Below are 17057 nucleotides of genomic sequence, written 5' to 3' on the forward strand. Positions count from 1 at the left end.
GTCATCACAGTCCCGGGGAGAACGGCTCCCGCAATGTTACTGTTTGATACTCATGATGCAAGTATGAGGCCGGGCCAGCGTCGATACAAGCAAGTGCGGGCTTGTTACATTTACTGAATGTTTTCTTCCACAACGCTTGTAGGAGAGTGGTCGACCACATCGCGGCCATGCACGGCAGCGATGGAAGCCAGAGGGACAAGGCGGATGCGCAATGCCCGTTTTTACCAAGCGGGTAATCTCAGCGCCTCAGAGGGAGCCTGTGCCGCCAAACAGCGCTGTCACTGGAATTAGCTGCGGTGCGCCAGGTGCGGTCCCTTGGGCAGAGGGATACGGGTGACAAACTTGCTGCGCTTGGTGGCAAAGTAGGTCTTCACATTGCGCACGTTGCCTTGCGAGCTGAAGAGCTTCTGCGTCAGCGCCAGGTAGCCAGGCATGTCATGGGCGTAGACCACGAGCACAAAGTCCGGCCCCGGGCTGACCCGCCAGCATTGCTGCACCTGGTCGTTTTCCAGCACGGCGGCCTCAAAGGCATCCAGCGCTTCGGCACCCTGGCGTTCCAGGCTCACCTCGACCAGCGCAAACAGACCAAAGCCTTGCACTTTGGCCAGCACATCATGCGAGAGCAAGGCCACCTCGGCGGCGATCAGGCCCATCTCGCGCAGGCGCTTGGTGCGGCGCAGGCAGGTCGGAGGAGAGACATGCACCTGGTCGGCCAGTGCCTGGTTGCTGACCGAGGCATCCTTTTGCAGCGCGTCGAGCAGCTGCAGGTCGATGATATCCAGTGTGAAATCGTTCAAATATTCTTTCATTTTGAAATTTTATTTCAGTAGATATTTTTTGAGAAATATTATTTCAAAAATTGAGAAAAATGGAAAGAAAATAAAATGCTGGCCTGTCTACACTGCAGCCATTGTTGATCAAGGAGTGAAAGCTATGTGCGGCATTGTTGGTGCAGTTTCTACGCGCAATATCGTCCCGGTGCTGGTGCAAGGCCTGCAGCGGCTGGAGTACCGCGGCTATGACTCCTGCGGCGTGGCCGTGCATGAGGCGAGCCTGGATGGCCGCCAGCCCGGTGGCCTGCGCCGCGCCCGCAGCACGGCCCGCGTGGCCGAGCTGGTGGAGCAGGTGGCCAGCGAGCAGGTGCAAGGCGCCACCGGCATCGCCCACACGCGCTGGGCCACCCATGGTGCACCGGCCGTACACAACGCCCACCCCCACTTCAGTGCCGGCCCCGGTGTGGCCGATGTGCAGGCCGTGGGCCGCGTGGCCCTGGTGCACAACGGCATCATCGAGAACCACGAAGCCCTGCGCAGCGAACTGCAGGCCAAGGGCTACCAGTTCTTGAGCCAGACCGACACCGAAGTGATTGCCCACCTGGTGGACAGCCACTACGACGGCGACCTGTTCACGGCGCTGCAGCAGGCCATCAAGTCCCTGCGCGGTGCCTATGCGATTGCCGTGATGCACAAGGACGAACCCCACCGCGTGGTGGGCGCACGGGCTGGCTCGCCGCTGATCCTGGGCGTGGGCAACAACGAGAACTTTCTGGCCAGCGACGCGATGGCGCTGGCCGGCGTGACCGACCAGATCGTCTACCTCGCCGAAGGCGACATGGTTGACCTGCAGATTGGCCGCTACTGGGTGGTGGACCACAACGGCAAGACGATGGAGGCGGCCGACCGCCCGGTCAAGACCGTGCATGCGCACAGCGGCGCCGTGGAGCTAGGCCCTTACCGCCACTACATGCAAAAAGAGATCTTCGAGCAGCCACGCGCGATTGCCGACACCCTGGAAGGCGTGCAAAGCGTGGTGCCTGAGCTGTTTGACGGCGTCGAGGGCGATGCCGCCTGGCGCGTGTTCAAGGACATCGACGAGGTGCTCATCCTGGCCTGCGGCACCAGCTACTACAGCGGCTGCACCGCCAAGTACTGGATGGAAGGCCTAGCAGGCATCCGCTGCAATGTGGAAGTGGCCAGCGAATACCGCTACCGCAAGAGCGTGCCCAACCCCCGGGCGCTGGTGGTCACCATCAGCCAGTCGGGCGAGACGGCCGACACCCTGGCCGCGCTGCGCCATGCCCAAAGCCTGGGCATGACCAACACCCTGACCATTTGCAACGTGGCCACCAGCGCCATGGTGCGCGAGTGCAAGCTGAGCTACATCACCCGCGCCGGCATGGAAATCGGCGTGGCCTCCACCAAGGCATTTACCACCCAGCTGGCGGGCCTGTTCCTGCTGACCCTGGCCCTGGGCCAGAGCAAGGGCCATATCACCGAAGCCCAGTCCGACGCCTACCTGGAAAAAATGCGCCACCTGCCGCTGGCGCTGCAAGCCGTGCTGGCGCTGGAGCCCCAGGTGGTGAGCTGGGCCGAGGACTTTGCCCGCAAGGAAAACGCGCTCTTCCTGGGCCGTGGCATCCACTACCCGATCGCACTGGAAGGTGCGCTCAAGCTCAAGGAGATCAGCTACATCCACGCCGAGGCCTACCCGGCCGGCGAGCTGAAACACGGCCCGCTGGCGCTGGTCGACAGCGAGATGCCCGTCGTCACTGTGGCTCCCAATGATGAACTGCTGGAAAAGCTCAAAAGCAATATGCAGGAAGTGCGTGCGCGCGGCGGTGTGCTCTATGTACTGGCCGATGCCAACACCAATATCGAGAACGCCGAAGGCATGCATGTGATCCGCATGCCCGAACACTACGGCGTGCTCAGCCCCATCCTGCATGTGGTGCCACTGCAGCTGCTGTCGTACCACACGGCCGTGGCACGCGGTACCGACGTGGACAAGCCGCGCAATCTGGCCAAGTCGGTCACGGTGGAATAAGACGCGCAATCTGGCCAAGTCGGTCACGGTGGAATAAGACGCGCCGACACCGTTTCTTCAACTTATCCAAGGAGCCCAGGTTTGACGGAACCCCTGAACTTGATTGTCACGCTACAACCCCACGTGGGCCGTTTGCCGGACGTCGTCTCGACACTCGCAACGTTGGCGGAGGCCAGCCTGCAGGAGGCCGGCTGTCTGCGCTACGACGTTGCAGTGGGCGAAGAGCTGGTCTATCTTTTTGAGGTATGGACCGACCGCGAGGCGTTGGCGGCACATGAGAAGGAGCCGCACTTTGTGCTGGGCGTGGCGGCGCTGAACCGCTTGTGCGAGTCCCTGAAGCTGGAATTTGTCGAATGGCAGGCGCAGGGCTAGCTGGCCCTGACGCGCATCGCGCTCCCCACTGAACGGGCTACGTTGGGCCGGTGCTAGCCGTGAAAGGTGCTGAGCCAGGCAAAACAGGTCATCACTGCGAATGCCGCCAGCGCAAACGGCAGCAGAAACAGGTACACCGACCGCTCTTGCGAAGCCCCATGGCTGAGCTTGGCTGCAATCGACATGCGCACCGGTGAGAAAAAGCCCAGGGCCAGCCCGGAGACATGCACCACGGCGCCCGTGGCCAGCAGGCTGATACCGGCTTGCGCAGCGAGGGTGGAGAGCGGTGGCAGCAGCAGGCTGTTGCCGGCATTGCCGGTATTGGCAATGATGCCCAGCGCGCCCGCCAGCGCAGGGGTGAGCACCATGGCATCGGGGCCCAAGGCGGCAAACAGGCCTTGGGCCAGCCCTTGCGCGATGCCCGATTTATTGAGCATCTCCGCCATCATCGCAAACAGAAACACCGTCCATACCGCCTGCTTGCCGGTGGACCACGAGCCCACAACCTCGGCCTTGAGCGTGTGCGTTTGTTTCCGGCAGGCAGCAGTCAACAGCGCGGCCACCAGGAACCACAGCCCAGAATGCATCAACGGCAGCAACATTGGCAGATCGGGAAAGGGCCGGAAAAATACCAACGTTGACAGCCATTCGCGCAGGCCCGCAATGAGCCGGGTAGCGGCCAGCCATCCAATGATCAAGCCATAGGGCAGGCAGGCGATGGCGCGTTGGCGAAGCGCCTGCGCATTGGGGCGCTCATCCACCAGATAGCGAAGAATGATGAGCGGACTGAAGGCGGCGAGCAGAGCCGTCTCGGGACCCAGCAAGTAGGTGCAGGCAACCAGGCTGACCAGGCTTGCCGCGACCCACAGCAACTCCCATCCACATTCGGCGATGGAGATGTTCTCTTTGGCCTGGCGCAAGGTGAGCCAGAACAGCGTGAGCCAGAGCAGCATCAAGGTCGCGACAGGCACGGCGGAATACAGGGCCAGGTCCGTGGGCGACACCCGCAGATAGGCGGCACCCAGCAATGTGCCGCTGCTCATCGCCCCCCAGGGAATAAAGGTCTGGCTGAGCAGGGCAAACACCATCAGATGGCGTGGCGCCAGGCCCAGGTGGCGCAGCATCATCACCGTGCCCACCATGCCGACGCCAAAGCCGGTCGCGGACTCGGCAAAGGGGCCGACTAAAAAACAGGCAAAGAACAGCCTTCTGCGGCGGGCATGGGGATCGAGATCAGCAGCCGTCGCATCCGCAGCATCGAGCGCATGCTTGCTGGACGCCACGCGCCAGAAAAGCAGGCCGCCCAGAATATAGGGCGCTATGGTTCCGCCAATCCACGACCCTCTGAGAAGCGACTCACCGAGCTTGTCGATGGAGAAAGGGAGGGGACCGGTGAGAAAGGCGATGGGTACCGTCAAGGCCAGACCCAGCAGTGCCGCTCTGGCCGCATTCCATTTCAGAAAGGCAATGGCCAGTGCCACCACCAACGTGGGCGTGGCCCAAAGGAGGTAGCTATGCATCACCGCGTTTTGGGGGTGAGGCTAGGGGCTGTAAACGGAGCGCTTTTATCGTCATGCCTGGCATACAAGAGGTGTCGTTATTTCTTGGATTGATTCTCCGACCTTCCCTGAGTTTGGCCAGTCGCGTTGGCTTCTCTCGCCAGGCCAAGCCTGGGTCTGCGATGCCGCATCGCCCGCTTTGCGCTGCGGGAGCGATGCTTGACCTGGCCTTGCCGGCTCCGCTGGCAGATCCGAATCGCCATCCGGACATCCCATGGCACTGGCGCCCTGCTGCACCTGGTGCAGGTTCTGGATTTGCTTCTCCCCTGCTCATAGCAATCAGCAACTTAGCGTATGCGCCAGGGCGCTGATGGGCACAGCGGTACGACTCCGTTCTTGATCCATATCAAACTTAATAATAGTTTTTATGAATTGTTGTAAATATGTCAATTAATGAATGGAGGAAACTATGTTAACAATTGGATTGGATGTTTCGAAGGGTAAAGATTTACACTCCGGCTGCAGATTACATTCATGAAGAATAAGAAAATATAAGAATTATAAATTCCGAATATATGCCCTCTGAAAAGGTCTCCGCTGCGGGAATGCTGATGTGGTGTATTCGGGCACTGAGCGGTTATCTATCGAGCCTCGCCGGTTATAGCTGTTGCTGGTGTGGATCTGCCTAGGTAGGGTGCGGTGAGATCATTTGATGCGTGGTAAAGCAATACTTAGGGGTGGCGTGTGTGAGCACATGAACACTATCCTTAAGAATTCTGCCTTTGATTTATAAAGATTTTTTGTGGTTTTCCGACGGTGTTTTTACTGATTGATATAAATAACGGGAAATCAGATAAAAAAGTACCAGGGTATTCATTTAAATAATAGGCATTGGCTCATCATGCTTGAAAAAAATACCGACCGCCGGTCTCAGGTGGTCCGCCATTGTGGGTTGGGGTTGGGGCGCAGGGCGTATCTTTCCGTGCAGCGGAGAGTTGCCTGCGTGCGGCGAGGTATTCTTCGAGGCTTTACCTTGATCGAGGTGATGATCGTGGTGGCGATTATTGCGATCCTTGCCGCCATTGCTATTCCCAGTTACCAGGAGTACATCAAGCGGGGCCAAATCGTCGATGGTTTGGTGCCCTTGGCGGACATGGGCGGGAAGATGGAGCAGTTTTTCCAGGACAACCGCACCTATGAAGGCGCTTGCGCCGCAGGAACCGTGGCACCTGCCCCGGCCAATACCGCCCGCTTCAGCTATTCCTGCGGTTCCCCGAGCAAGACGGCCTATACCGTGACGGCTACCGGCGCGGGCAGCATGTCTGGATTTGCTTTTACCTTGAACCAGCAAGGCCAGCGCGCTACCACTGGTACGCCCTCCGGTTGGACGGCCGGCAGCAATTGCTGGTCGGCCCGCAAAGATGGGAGCTGCTGATGCTGCATGTTCTGGCGTTGGCGCCCCGGCGGGAATATGGCTTTACGTTGCTGGAGTTGTTGGTGGGCATCGGCATCATCGCGTTTCTGATACTGATGGTGATGCCCAGCATCCAGGTGTATTTGCTCGATACCAAGATCCGCGCAGCGGCCCAGACCTATTACGACGGTGCACAGCAGGCCCGCTCCGAGGCGCTGCGCCGCAACACCGATGTGACCATCAGCCTGACCGACGCCAACCGGGGTTGGTCCATTGCAAGCGGAGGCGTCAACATTGCCGTCAAAGCTCCAGAGTCTGCAGCTATGCTGAACGTCACGGCCACTGCGACGGAGCTGAGCTTCAATGGCTTGGGCAATGCGTCGGCCGCGAACACGGTCAAGTTCATGCCGGCAGATGCAAGCCAGTGTCTGACCAGTGGCGCGCAACGCTGTCTGCAGGTGCAGGTGTCGCAAGGCGGCCAGGTGCGGCTTTGTGATCCCAGCATCACCACCGATGGAGACAACCGCAAATGCTGAGCACTTCCCCTATAAAGCGGCCAGCGCGCTTGCCAGTAACAGGTGGCGGCCCGCAACGCGGGATGATGCTGATCGAAGCCATGGTCTCCATCCTGCTGCTGATGCTGGGCATTCTGGGCATTGCGGGGCTCACGGCTAAATCCACGGCACTCAGCGGGCAGGCGCAGTACCGCACCGAGGCAGGCATGTACGCCGAGCAGATCATCCAGTTGGTGTCGCTGAGCGTGGACCGCAGCTCGCCCACGGCACTGGCAGCGTCACTCGAAGCCTTTGCGCACCAAGCGGATGGCAGCGATCGCTGCAGCTACAGCGGCAGCGAACTGAGCGATACCTCCGAGCTGGGCAAGGTGCTCAAAGCGGCGCGCGGTGAATCGGCCAACCCCTTGGTGGGGCTGCCAGGCGCCACCGCCAGCGGCCAGCAAGTGGTGGTGGAAACCGACAACCATCTCAACCGGGTGACGGTGCGGCTGTGCTGGCAAGGCCCTAGCGATGCGGCCAAACGCATCTACGAAATACAAGCATTCGTGCACTAAAAAAATCACCAGAGAGGGCCATGGCCATGACAGTTTTCGCAGCACGAAGGCCACCGCCGTATGGGCGCATGCAGGGTTTCACGATCATCGAAATCATGATCGGGCTGGCCATTGGCCTGCTGACTTTGTTGGCCATCTACAAGCTATTTGCCACCTCGGAAGGGCGGCGTCGCACCACGGCAGCCGTCAGCCAGGCGCAAACCGCAGGCGCGCTGGCGTTGTTTGCCATTGAACGTGACATCCGCTCTGCCGGTCTGGGCTTTGCGGGCATGGACCCCGCCTACCTGGGCTGCGCCGTGCAGGCCTACAAGCGCACCGGCCGCGACCCGGCCCAGTACAGCTTTCCGCTGATGCCGGTGCAAATCGTCAACGGCAGTGAGTTGCGCGTGTTGACTGGCTCATCGACCAATATGTTTATTGGCGCGCGCTACAGCGCCAGTGCCAGCGGCGTCTTCACGATGGAGCGCAGCAATGCCGGCTTTCAGGCTGGCGACGTGGTGGTGGGGACCAGCGATACCGATCCTGGCAACTGCCTGCTGATGGAGGTGACGGCTGGTGCCGGCTCGGACATCACCGGGCCGGGCGGCGTGGCGGAAGACGACCCGACAGTGCGACACCTGAGCAGTGGCTACACGAGCTTCTACACCGGCGCCTCGGTAACGCCAGAGCGCAATGGCGGCTCCTCGGTAGACATGCTCGATGGCGGCGCCACCAGCCTGGGCGAGGGCTGGTTGTTCAGCCTGGGCAACCGGCCGACCCGCAACGTATGGCGGGTCCAGGACAACCAGCTGATGCGCTACAACTTTCTCGATGAGACCGATACCAAGAGCGTTGGGGTGGCCGAGGACGTGCTGCAAATGGTCGCCGAATATGGCTTTGACAAGGATGGCAGCGGAAAGATTGACAAGGACAACGAGTGGACCGGCGTGGACGCTGAACTGGTCGCCTCCAAGCTGGATCGTCTGATGGCAGTGCGGGTTGCCATCCTCGTGCGCAGCTCGCAGTACGAGCGCGATGCGGTCACCTCTGCGGCGCCCAAGTGGGCCAATGGCAGCAAAGACTTTGTCATGGGCTCCGGGGATGACTGGCCGCACTACCGCTACCGCGTCTATGAGAGCGTGATTCCGTTGCGCAACACGATTTGGGGACAACAACAATGACCAAACACCCTCTACGTCGCCCTCCACCTTTTCCGATGGGGCTCACTCACCTGCGCGCGCAGCGAGGCGTGACCTTGCTGGTGGCACTGGTTGTGCTGCTGGTGATGACGATTACCGGTTTGGTGCTGGTCCGCACCAGCACCTTGGGCGCCGGAGTGTCGGGCAGTCTGGCACTCAAGCAGGCCGCAACTTCTGGGGCCGATCTGGGGCTGGAGACCGGGCTGGCCAAGCTGGAGGCTTTGTCCGCCACGGGTACCAGCGCCCTGGATGCCAGTAACAGCAGCTTTGGCTATTACGCCAGTGTCGATCCGAAGGTGACAGCCAAGTCCTTGGCCTGGGACAGTGCCCCCGTCGCAGCGGCTAGTGACCCCTTGGGCAACGAGGTGCGCTATTTGATTCACCGGCTCTGCCGGAGCACCGGGGCGATCAACGCCGCCGGGCAAAGCTGCGTGATGCCCCAAGGCGAAGGCTGTTCGGGCTCCAGTGAGTCGATAGGCAGTGTCTCCAGCTGCACCCAGCGGCCCATGTACCGCATCACCGCCAAAGTGAGCGGTCCGCGTGACACCGAGAGCTATGTGCAGATGAGCACCTACTAAAGCCTGCCCGGATCACCATCCGGGTAGAGCTGCGTGGGGACGGCCAGAAAAAATTGAGACCAATAAGAGGAGTGCGAATAGATGAAAAATAGAGCTTTCGCAGACAGAGAGAGCCGCAAGGCAGGGATGCAGACTTGGAGTCCCAAGCTGCTGTGGTCGCTCGGTTTGGCGGCCTTGGTGGTGGGGTCGGTGGGCGGGGGTATCGCCATTGCCGACACGCCCCACAACCCGGTCGATATTGCCGATGTGCCGGTCAACACCTTCACCCAGCAGGACAAGCCCAATGTCATGCTGCTGATGGACACATCGGACTCGATGAAGTGGACCCACATGCCGGACGACTGGGACCCGATCAACTACTCGGCAACCTTCTTCCCGGTGGGCTACAAGAGTGCGTTGTGCAACACCCTGTACTACAACCCCGCCACCAAATACGAGCTGCCCGCCCAGCCTGATGGCACCGCCTACGCTCAGCCCAGCTTTGCTGGCGCCTGGATCGATGGCTACGACCATTCCAAAGGCGTGGTGAACCTGGCGACCAGCTACCAGGCCTACGACATCTCTACCCGCCTGCGGCAGGAGTCCATCTACAACGATCCGGCGCAAGCTGCCTATTACTTTGAATGGGTGCCACGTGTGGCGGGCGTGCTGCCGTCGTTCGAAGCTGCCGATGTGGCGGCCGGCGCCTGCAACAAGGTCAGCAACAGCGCCATCAAGGTCGACAACGGCACGTTGCTGCTCAACCAGGCCAGTGCCAATATCAATACGGGCAGCAGCACCGCTCCTGATGGCTATTGGATCCGCCGGGGCATCAGCACCGCCGCCCAGCAACAGAACTTCGCCAACTGGTACAGCTTCTACCGCACGCGTATCAACATGGCCAAGTCCTCCATCAGCCTGGCCTTCAACTCGCTGGACAACAATTTTCGCGTCGGTTTTTTGAGCGCGGCCAAACCCGAAACCAGCTCCTTCAAATTCGTGCCCGTCAAGGATTTCGAGAGCACGGACAAGGCCAACTGGTTCCAAACTATCCAGTCGGCCAAGACAGGCGGAAGCTCCCCCACGCGTGAGGCGCTGGCCCGTGTGGGGCGCTATTACGCCAACAAGAGCGACAGCATCAATACGGCCATGGCGCCCTTTGTGGACCCGGTCGTCTCCGCCTGCCAGCGCCACTATGCGATCGTGACCACCGATGGCTACTGGAATGTGGGCCAGGAAACCAAGGGCCCCATGCAGTTGGACGGCAGCACCTTGGTGGGCCAGCAGGATGGCCCCGACAGCGACCCGGCCTACAACCGACCGCTGACTGGCCCTGATGGCTTGACCCCTCGCCCTATTTATGACGGCTCCACCAGCGGTTCCTTGTTTCGCCGAGACGCCAGCATTGGCTATGCTTGGAACGCCTGCGGCTTGGGCTGGCAAACCATTGTTCCTGGGGGCGGCACCAAGACCGAGACGACCTACAAGAAGATCACCAAGAAAAGCGTGAAGACCCAGGCCGTTACCTATGGCACGGTGCTGGGCTTTTATAAAAGCACCTTGTGGACGGAGCAAAAGGCCGAGAAGAAACTGGGCTTTACCACCGCCATGCGCACCTACTGGAATGTGGCTGCCACCAAGATGGTCTACCAACGCATCTATAAACACAAATACACCTGGAACTCCATCACCCAGAGCCAGTACCGCAATGCGATGAGAACCACCTGGGCGACCGAGAAGCAAGAGCCGTTCGGCAAGGCGGTGTACAAGCGGGTTGAGCAAAAGCGCTACTTCTACTCCTACATTAACCAGGCGATTGGCGAGATTCCGTTCAAGACCACGGACAAGAGCGTCTGCGAGCCTTATGGCTGCAACCTGGTCGGCAGTGACCAGTGGCAGCTGGTGAATGCCAGCTGTACGCCTGGCATGGATGGGGACTACAAGGTCGAGTGCCAGACCAGCGAAGTGCCCACCACTGCTTCGGTCTGCAGCAACAATGGGCAGTTTGTGCCTGGCCAGGGCACCATTTATTGCGAAGGTACGTCTGGGGTGTCGCCCATCAATGGACCGGTGCCTGCCTGCGGCACGCTGCACCCGACTTTGGCCGCCAGTGGCGTGACTGCCAGCATGGTCTTGTTCAGCGGCTGCAACAGCAGCCACAGCGTGACCAGCTATGTGACCGATGCGCAATGTGTGAACACCAGCCCGGTGGCACCGGACTTCAAGAAGTCGGTTTGCGCCAAAGAGTCTGTGGGATCTGCCATTAATAACTTCTGCACGGCAGGAGTGAATGGCAGCAATGTGTACACCACCTGTGGCCCCAAGATGCCGACGACGCAGTTTGTTGATAGCTGTCCAGATCTGTCTAATACGGCGTCCCAGATGGACAAGGTCTGCGGTGCTGCAGAGCAAAACTCCAGCACAGCCGTGCCAGCGAGCAGCTGTGTAGCGTCCACATCGCCCACCATCGTCACCTGCGAAGCACCGTATACGACCACCTACGGAAGCGCTGCGGTCAACCCTGCCAGCTGCACGGGCGATACCGTCTGCGAGATGCGTTATTCGGACTGGGGCTATGCGGCAAGCTGCACCCCCCAAGCCCCTTCTGCCGGGAACAATTGGACAGGGGTGGAATGCAACTCCGGCGGTGGCACCTGTACCCCCGCAACGGGCTCTCCACCGTCGATGGCCAATGGCGCCGTGCAAAGCTGTACGGCGGCCGGCCCATCGCCCGCCAACGGCTGCTTCCTGGTGACCTGTGAAGGCAAGACCACCGATCCGATGGAGACCACCAGCTGCAGCACCAGCCCTGGCCCCTCGGCCGGCAATGGCTGGGTGACCACCCAATGCGTGGCCAACAACCAGCACAACCAGCCAGTGCAAAGCTGCCCGCAAAGTGGCGCCGTGACGGACTGCAACCCCCAGAGCACGACGACCGACATGGCCTATGGCACCTGCATGGAGTCGGGCCCGACCAGCGACAACGGCTGGACCACGACGACCTGCGCCAAGGTGGAACAGGTCAACTACCTGAGCAGTGCAGCCGACTATGCGGCCTGCACGGCGGGCACGGCAGCCAATGGGGTGGAAACCATCTGTGAGCAAGAAGGCCCGACAACGATCACCGTGCCGCAAGGCCAGGCCTGTGCAGCGGGCTACGATCCGCTGACCCACAAGGTCACGGTCTGTGATGTGGAGAGCAGCACGCCGGTCTTCACCCCGGAGAAGCCCGCCAACTGTGCCACCACCGATTGCACGCAAGTGATGGGCAAGAAGAAAGTGTTCTCCGGCACGGCAACCACGCACCGGGTGAACTTGGTGGGCTCGACCGAAACCACGCCACAGCTGATCTCCACGGTGACGATTCCCGCCACCGACTTGGAATCGCCCGCGCAGTGCTACAGCGCGACGGAAGCCGCTGGCATGACCCTGCCCGCCAACGGCCGCCCGCTGCCTGCCAACACGGTGGTGTGGAGCAGCTTGCCTGCCGGGCACCAGGCCTGCACCAAGCTGCCCTGCGATGCGGTGGAGCAAAGCAATGTCACTGGCGGCAGCCGCAATTCCCTGGCTGATGTGGCGCAGTACTACTACGGCACCGATTTGCGCCCGGAGATGGCCAACCTGGTCAAACCGGCCGGCACGGGTGCAGAAGATGACAAGGTGACCTGGCAGCATATGGCGACGTATGTGATCGGCATGGGCGTCTCGGGCACCTTGAAGTTTGACAAGGACTACAAGAACGGCGCGGGCGATTTTGCAGGCATCCGCAATGGCACCAAGACCTGGCCGGTATGGCCAGCGCCAGGCGTGACCAACTATGAGCAGCCACAGTCCATCGATGACTTCTGGCATACCGCCGTCAACGGCCGGGGGCTCTACTTCAGCGCCAACGATCCGCAAGCCATCAAGTCGGGCCTGGGCCAGGTGTTTGCCGATATCCGCGCTGCGGTGGGATCAGGTGCTGGCGTGGCGGTGTCGTCGGCCATGGTCGAGACGGACAACAACTTTGCCTATGGCGCGCTGTACCGCAGCGGCCGCTGGTCGGGCGAAGTGCAGGCCTACGAGATCAATGTAACCACGGGCGTGCGCAGCCTGATCCCCAACTGGTCCGCCAAGACCAAGCTGGACGCGCGCGATCTGGCCAGCGATGACCGCCGGATCTTCTTCATGGATGGCGCGACCTTGAAGAACTTCAACTGGGCCACCTTGGGCAGCCTGCAAGGCCACTTCAATGGCAGCACAGCCCAGGCGCTGCTGTCGCAGTACAGCCCGATGAGCGATACGCAAAAGACCGCTGCGCTGGGTGAGAACCTGGTGAAGTTCCTGCGCGGGGACCGTACCAAGGAAGGCTATGTGCAAGGCGATGACACCAAGCTCTACCGCAGCCGTGAAAGCCGTTTGGGCGACATCATTGGCTCGCAGCCGCTGTATGTGGGCAAGCCCCAGCGCAAGTACCGCGATGCCGGCTATGCCGCCTTCCGCTTGGCACAGAAGAACCGCCGGCCCATGGTCTATGTGGGTGGCAACGACGGCATGCTGCATGCCTTCTATGCGGATGCGGACGTGACCAAGCAAGAGACCATCGGCGGAAAAAGCGTCTACCCCGCTGCGCGCGAAGCCTGGGCCTTTGTGCCCAAGGCCGTGATGCCTGCCATGCCCGCGCTGGCCAGCAACAGCTACGACGGCAACCACCGTTACTTTGTGGATGGCTCGCCGGTGATGGCCGACATCTTCCACGATGGCGCCTGGAAAACCATTCTGGTGGGCGGCTTCAACAAGGGCGGCAATGGCTATTACGCGCTCGATATCACCGACCCCGAATCGCCCAAGGGTCTGTGGGAGGCCAGTGCCTCCACCATGGGCCAGAGCTATGGCAGGCCGCTGATCACCAAGATGCCGGACGGCACCTGGGTGGCAATGCTCACCTCGGGCTACAACAATGCCGATGGCAAGGGCTATGTCTATGTGCTCAATGCCGGTACCGGCGCCGTGGTACAGACCATCGCCAACCCCGATGGCGCCGGCATGAAGGACCTCAACAACTTCATGAAGGACCCGAGTGGCAACAACACCAGCACCTTGTTCTACGGTGGCGACATCCAGGGCAATATCTGGCGATACCAGTGGACCAGCGGCAGCTACGAGGTCCACAAGGTGGTGCAGTTGAAAGACAAGGACGGCAACGAGCAGCCCATCACCACCCGGCTGGAGCTGGTGCAAAGCCCCAATGCCAGTGCGTTGCCACGTATCCTGGTCGCCACCGGCAAGCTGCTGGGTATGGCGGATCTGACCACCACCGGCCAGCAAACCATCTATGGCATTGATGATGTGACCGATGGCTACAGCAACAGTGGCGCTTCGTTCCGCGCGGACCTGAAGCAGTCGGAACTGAAGAACGTCACGACCGGCGGCAAGCTGACACGGACGCTCCAATGTGCCTCGACGGTGTCTGATGCCGTGTGCAATGACGCCACCAAGAGCTGGTTTGTGGATCTCCCCGATACCGGCGAGCGTGTCAATGTGGATCTGCGCTTGGCCAACACCACCTTGGTAGTCGCGAGCAATGTGCCGTCGAACGAACCCTGTGTTGCCGGCGGCAAGGGCTGGATCAACTACCTGGACTTCCAGACCGGACGTGCTGTGAACACTACCACCGGCATGGCCGGCGAGGCCATTGGCGGTCTGATCTCGGGCAACGACCTGACCATCAACCCCAGCGGCGATGTCACCAGCCATGTCTCGCCCAGCCAGGTGCCGGAGAGCCCCATCGATATCAAGATCCCGGTCGCGACGCCCAAGCCGCTGGGCAAGCGCATCAGCTGGCGCGAGTTGGTGAACCAGTAAGCGCAGCCAGATAAAAGACGGCGGTGGTTCTCCACCGCCGTCCTTGTTTACGGGCCTGCATGGCACTCCACTGATGCGGCAGGAGCTGTAGATTCTGCACACTGAATCCAGGACCTCATGGGCCAGCTTGCGGGGTCTATGGGGTCCTTGGTCTTTGGGCGCTTAGCCTGCGATCACAAGCAACAAGGCCCAGTAGCGCGTGCAACGGACTATGAATCCGCAGGTCTTGGCGGCCTTCCATCACCCCAGACCGCAGTGTGACTGGTGATCTAAGAATCAGTCTCCCGCTCATACAGCGTATAGCTGCGGTACGACTTGTGCGGCCCGCGCACCCGGTGCTCGATGACAAAACCACCGCTGCGCAGAAACTCGTAGTGGCTGTCATACAGATCGGCTGCGCACAGGTGCGAGCTGCTGGCGCTCAGCTGGCCGTCCAGGCCCAGGGCAGGGCGCAGCTGGTGAAAAATCCGCTGCTGCTGCGCATCAAAGTAGATGCACAAATCCGCACCTCGCTGGCAAAAATAATAGCTGCCGCTGGCGCGGAAAGATGCGCCGTTTTGCAGCAGCAGCTGTCCGTTTTCTGCATAGTGGGCCGCGTCATGGCCGTCGGGCTTAAAGCTGGCATGGCCTTGCACGGTGCCTATCGGGTCCAAGGTCGCCAGGTCTTGCAGGCTGCGGCTAAAACGCCATTGGCCCTGCAGCGCGGCCAGCAGCTGTTCTGCGACCCAGGGGGCGGGACGTTCGGGGGGCATCACAGGTTTTTCCATTGGCGTTGTATTTCTATCGGTGGCATTTTTGTGGCCCAGGTCAGCGGCAAATTTTGCCAGGGTTTGCGGCGCCGCTGCGGGGCGCTGAGCGGCATGGAATGGGGCTTTGGGGTGGTAGGTGAAATCTGACTGCGTGTGCGTCCTGCCACCCACAGCCGGCGGTTCGGGGGCTGTTGATAATTCATTCACGCCATTGAGGCACAGCAACTCCGACATTGTGGAGGCGTTGCAGGAAATGACACCCAGGAGATTATTTTTTGAGCTTCATTGATGGACTCAAAAAATAGTCGACTCCCTTCACCATAACGACCCAAGGAAACAAACCATGAAGCTCCAACCTACCATCGCCGCTCTGTGTGCAGCCGCTTTCTTCTCCGGCGGCGTGTTCGCCATGACCTCGGCAGAACAAAAAACCGAGAAGACCCGCATCGAAGCCGAGCACAAGGCCGCCAGCGACCAGTGCAAGCCCATGAAGGGCAATGCCAAGGATGTTTGCAACAAGCAAGCCGATGGCCAAAAGAAGATCGCCATGGCTGACCTGAAGCACCGTGCCGAGCCAACCGAAGCGCACCGCCATGACCTGGCCAAGGCCAAGGCCGATGCGGAATACGATGTCGCCAAGGAAAAGTGCGATGACGCTACCGGTAACACCAAGGACGTCTGCCAGAAGGAAGCCAAGGCCATGCATGTGAAGGCCCTGGAAGCTGCCAAGGTGGCTGAAGTGAGCGCCAAGCCTTCGTCCAACCCATCCGACGTGGCTGATGCCCGCAAGGATGCCGCTGACAAGACCCGTGAAGCCGATTACAAGGCCGCTAAGGAGCGTTGCGATGCGATGGCCGGTGATGCCAAGGACGCTTGCGTGACCGATGCCAAGCGCAAGTTTGGCCAGTAAGCCCCTGCTGATCGCTGACATCTCTACCCACCGGTAGAAATGCCCTTGCCCCCGATAGCCGTTGTATTGCGGCCATCGGGGGCAAACTTTTGTTTTCTTCCTAGATGTGGGCACTGGCACACCGGCAGCGCCAAGCCAGCAAAAGACGGATGAAAATAATGCCCTCAGCAGCTGATGGCGCACCCAGACCCGCGTACATTGGTTGTTTCTATTTGACGGCGAAAGCGCAGCATGGCTCCCATCCTCCAATCCCTCCTCTACACCAGCCGGCTGGCCGCTGGTTATGGGCCTACCGAGGTGGGGCGCATCGTCAAGCAAGCGCGTGAGATGAATGCCATCCACGGCATCACCGGCGTGCTGGTGTTTGATGGCGAATGGTTTGCGCAGTATGTTGAAGGCGCGGCCGATGCCATCGAGGTGCTGGAGCGCCATCTGCGCGCCGACCCCCGGCACAGCGACTTCAACGCGATCGAAACCGGCCCTTGCGGCAGAGAGCGCCGCTTTCCGCATTGGGTCATGGGCTATGCAGATCTCGATTTCGAAGGCACGGGTTTGAACATCGCTGCATTGACCGAGGTGGACCAGCTCGAAGCGCTGCAGCTGTTCTCGGATGCCGTCAAAACCATGGATATTCTTTGAACC

At 60.6% G+C, this 17057-nt stretch carries 13 protein-coding genes; 10 read left to right on the top strand and 3 right to left on the bottom strand.

Annotated elements, in window-relative coordinates:
* Positions 1 to 287: 287 nt before the first annotated feature.
* Positions 288 to 797, bottom strand: coding sequence for an Lrp/AsnC family transcriptional regulator (locus HS961_RS05820; protein ID WP_238347807.1), 510 nt, complete (start codon positions 795 to 797; stop codon positions 288 to 290).
* A 136-nt stretch (positions 798 to 933) separates the two neighbouring features.
* Between HS961_RS05820 and glmS the strand changes: the two genes are divergently transcribed.
* Together glmS and HS961_RS05830 are read left to right on the top strand one after the other, a co-directional pair.
* On the top strand, positions 934 to 2823 hold the full coding sequence (gene glmS, locus HS961_RS05825) for a glutamine--fructose-6-phosphate transaminase (isomerizing) (protein WP_182326806.1): 1890 nt from the start codon (positions 934 to 936) through the stop codon (positions 2821 to 2823).
* An 81-nt stretch (positions 2824 to 2904) separates the two neighbouring features.
* The gene (locus HS961_RS05830) at positions 2905 to 3195 is read left to right on the top strand and encodes a putative quinol monooxygenase (protein ID WP_182326807.1); all 291 of its coding nucleotides are present in this window, start codon (positions 2905 to 2907) and stop codon (positions 3193 to 3195) included.
* A 53-nt stretch (positions 3196 to 3248) separates the two neighbouring features.
* Here HS961_RS05830 and HS961_RS05835 read toward each other — a convergent pair whose 3' ends face one another.
* Positions 3249 to 4715, bottom strand: a complete 1467-nt coding sequence (locus tag HS961_RS05835; protein ID WP_182326808.1) for an L-lactate permease — start codon at positions 4713 to 4715, stop codon at positions 3249 to 3251.
* Between the two features lie 982 nt (positions 4716 to 5697).
* Between HS961_RS05835 and HS961_RS23595 the strand changes: the two genes are divergently transcribed.
* The 6 genes from HS961_RS23595 to HS961_RS05865 all read left to right on the top strand — a co-directional run bounded on the left by HS961_RS23595 (position 5698) and on the right by HS961_RS05865 (position 14756).
* Positions 5698 to 6129 carry a type IV pilin protein gene (locus tag HS961_RS23595; protein WP_272956288.1) on the top strand — a complete coding sequence of 144 codons (432 nt, stop codon included), beginning with the start codon at positions 5698 to 5700 and terminating at the stop codon, positions 6127 to 6129.
* The gene (locus HS961_RS05845; protein ID WP_182326810.1) at positions 6129 to 6644 is read left to right on the top strand and encodes a GspH/FimT family pseudopilin; all 516 of its coding nucleotides are present in this window, start codon (positions 6129 to 6131) and stop codon (positions 6642 to 6644) included. The genes HS961_RS23595 and HS961_RS05845 overlap by 1 nt, the downstream gene beginning before the upstream one ends.
* Positions 6645 to 6706: 62 nt before the next feature.
* Positions 6707 to 7177 (top strand): hypothetical protein, encoded by a 471-nt coding sequence (locus HS961_RS05850; RefSeq protein WP_182326811.1) that lies wholly within the window; start codon positions 6707 to 6709, stop codon positions 7175 to 7177.
* A 68-nt stretch (positions 7178 to 7245) separates the two neighbouring features.
* Positions 7246 to 8337: a PilW family protein gene (locus HS961_RS05855; RefSeq protein WP_182326812.1), complete on the top strand. Its 1092-nt coding sequence runs from the start codon at positions 7246 to 7248 to the stop codon at positions 8335 to 8337.
* A 35-nt stretch (positions 8338 to 8372) separates the two neighbouring features.
* The gene (locus tag HS961_RS05860) at positions 8373 to 8933 is read left to right on the top strand and encodes a pilus assembly PilX family protein (RefSeq protein WP_182326813.1); all 561 of its coding nucleotides are present in this window, start codon (positions 8373 to 8375) and stop codon (positions 8931 to 8933) included.
* Between the two features lie 126 nt (positions 8934 to 9059).
* Positions 9060 to 14756: a PilC/PilY family type IV pilus protein gene (locus HS961_RS05865; RefSeq protein ID WP_182326814.1), complete on the top strand. Its 5697-nt coding sequence runs from the start codon at positions 9060 to 9062 to the stop codon at positions 14754 to 14756.
* A gap of 269 nt (positions 14757 to 15025) precedes the next feature.
* On the opposite strand, the gene HS961_RS05870 is transcribed toward HS961_RS05865, so the two are convergent.
* Positions 15026 to 15508, bottom strand: coding sequence for a DUF6314 family protein (locus HS961_RS05870; protein WP_182326815.1), 483 nt, complete (start codon positions 15506 to 15508; stop codon positions 15026 to 15028).
* 340 nt (positions 15509 to 15848) lie between these two features.
* Here HS961_RS05870 and HS961_RS05875 point away from each other — a divergent pair, with 340 nt between their 5' ends.
* Positions 15849 to 16415 (top strand): hypothetical protein, encoded by a 567-nt coding sequence (locus tag HS961_RS05875; RefSeq protein ID WP_182326816.1) that lies wholly within the window; start codon positions 15849 to 15851, stop codon positions 16413 to 16415.
* A 231-nt stretch (positions 16416 to 16646) separates the two neighbouring features.
* Entirely contained in the window at positions 16647 to 17054 is a 408-nt protein-coding gene (locus HS961_RS05880; protein ID WP_182326817.1) for a BLUF domain-containing protein, read from the top strand.
* Positions 17055 to 17057: the final 3 nt, after the last annotated feature.

The sequence above is a fragment of the Comamonas piscis genome (assembly GCF_014109725.1).
Classification (GTDB): domain Bacteria; phylum Pseudomonadota; class Gammaproteobacteria; order Burkholderiales; family Burkholderiaceae_C; genus Comamonas; species Comamonas piscis.

Coding starts and splice junctions, on each gene's coding strand:
- HS961_RS05855 (WP_182326812.1), top strand. CDS start 7,246: ATGCAGGGTTTCACGATCATCGAAATCATGATCGGGCTGGCCATTGGC.
- HS961_RS05850 (WP_182326811.1), top strand. CDS start 6,707: ATGATGCTGATCGAAGCCATGGTCTCCATCCTGCTGCTGATGCTGGGC.
- HS961_RS05870 (WP_182326815.1), bottom strand. CDS start 15,508: ATGCCCCCCGAACGTCCCGCCCCCTGGGTCGCAGAACAGCTGCTGGCC.
- HS961_RS05845 (WP_182326810.1), top strand. CDS start 6,129: ATGCTGCATGTTCTGGCGTTGGCGCCCCGGCGGGAATATGGCTTTACG.
- HS961_RS05835 (WP_182326808.1), bottom strand. CDS start 4,715: ATGCATAGCTACCTCCTTTGGGCCACGCCCACGTTGGTGGTGGCACTG.
- HS961_RS05880 (WP_182326817.1), top strand. CDS start 16,647: ATGGCTCCCATCCTCCAATCCCTCCTCTACACCAGCCGGCTGGCCGCT.
- HS961_RS05860 (WP_182326813.1), top strand. CDS start 8,373: ATGGGGCTCACTCACCTGCGCGCGCAGCGAGGCGTGACCTTGCTGGTG.
- glmS (WP_182326806.1), top strand. CDS start 934: ATGTGCGGCATTGTTGGTGCAGTTTCTACGCGCAATATCGTCCCGGTG.
- HS961_RS05865 (WP_182326814.1), top strand. CDS start 9,060: ATGCAGACTTGGAGTCCCAAGCTGCTGTGGTCGCTCGGTTTGGCGGCC.
- HS961_RS05875 (WP_182326816.1), top strand. CDS start 15,849: ATGAAGCTCCAACCTACCATCGCCGCTCTGTGTGCAGCCGCTTTCTTC.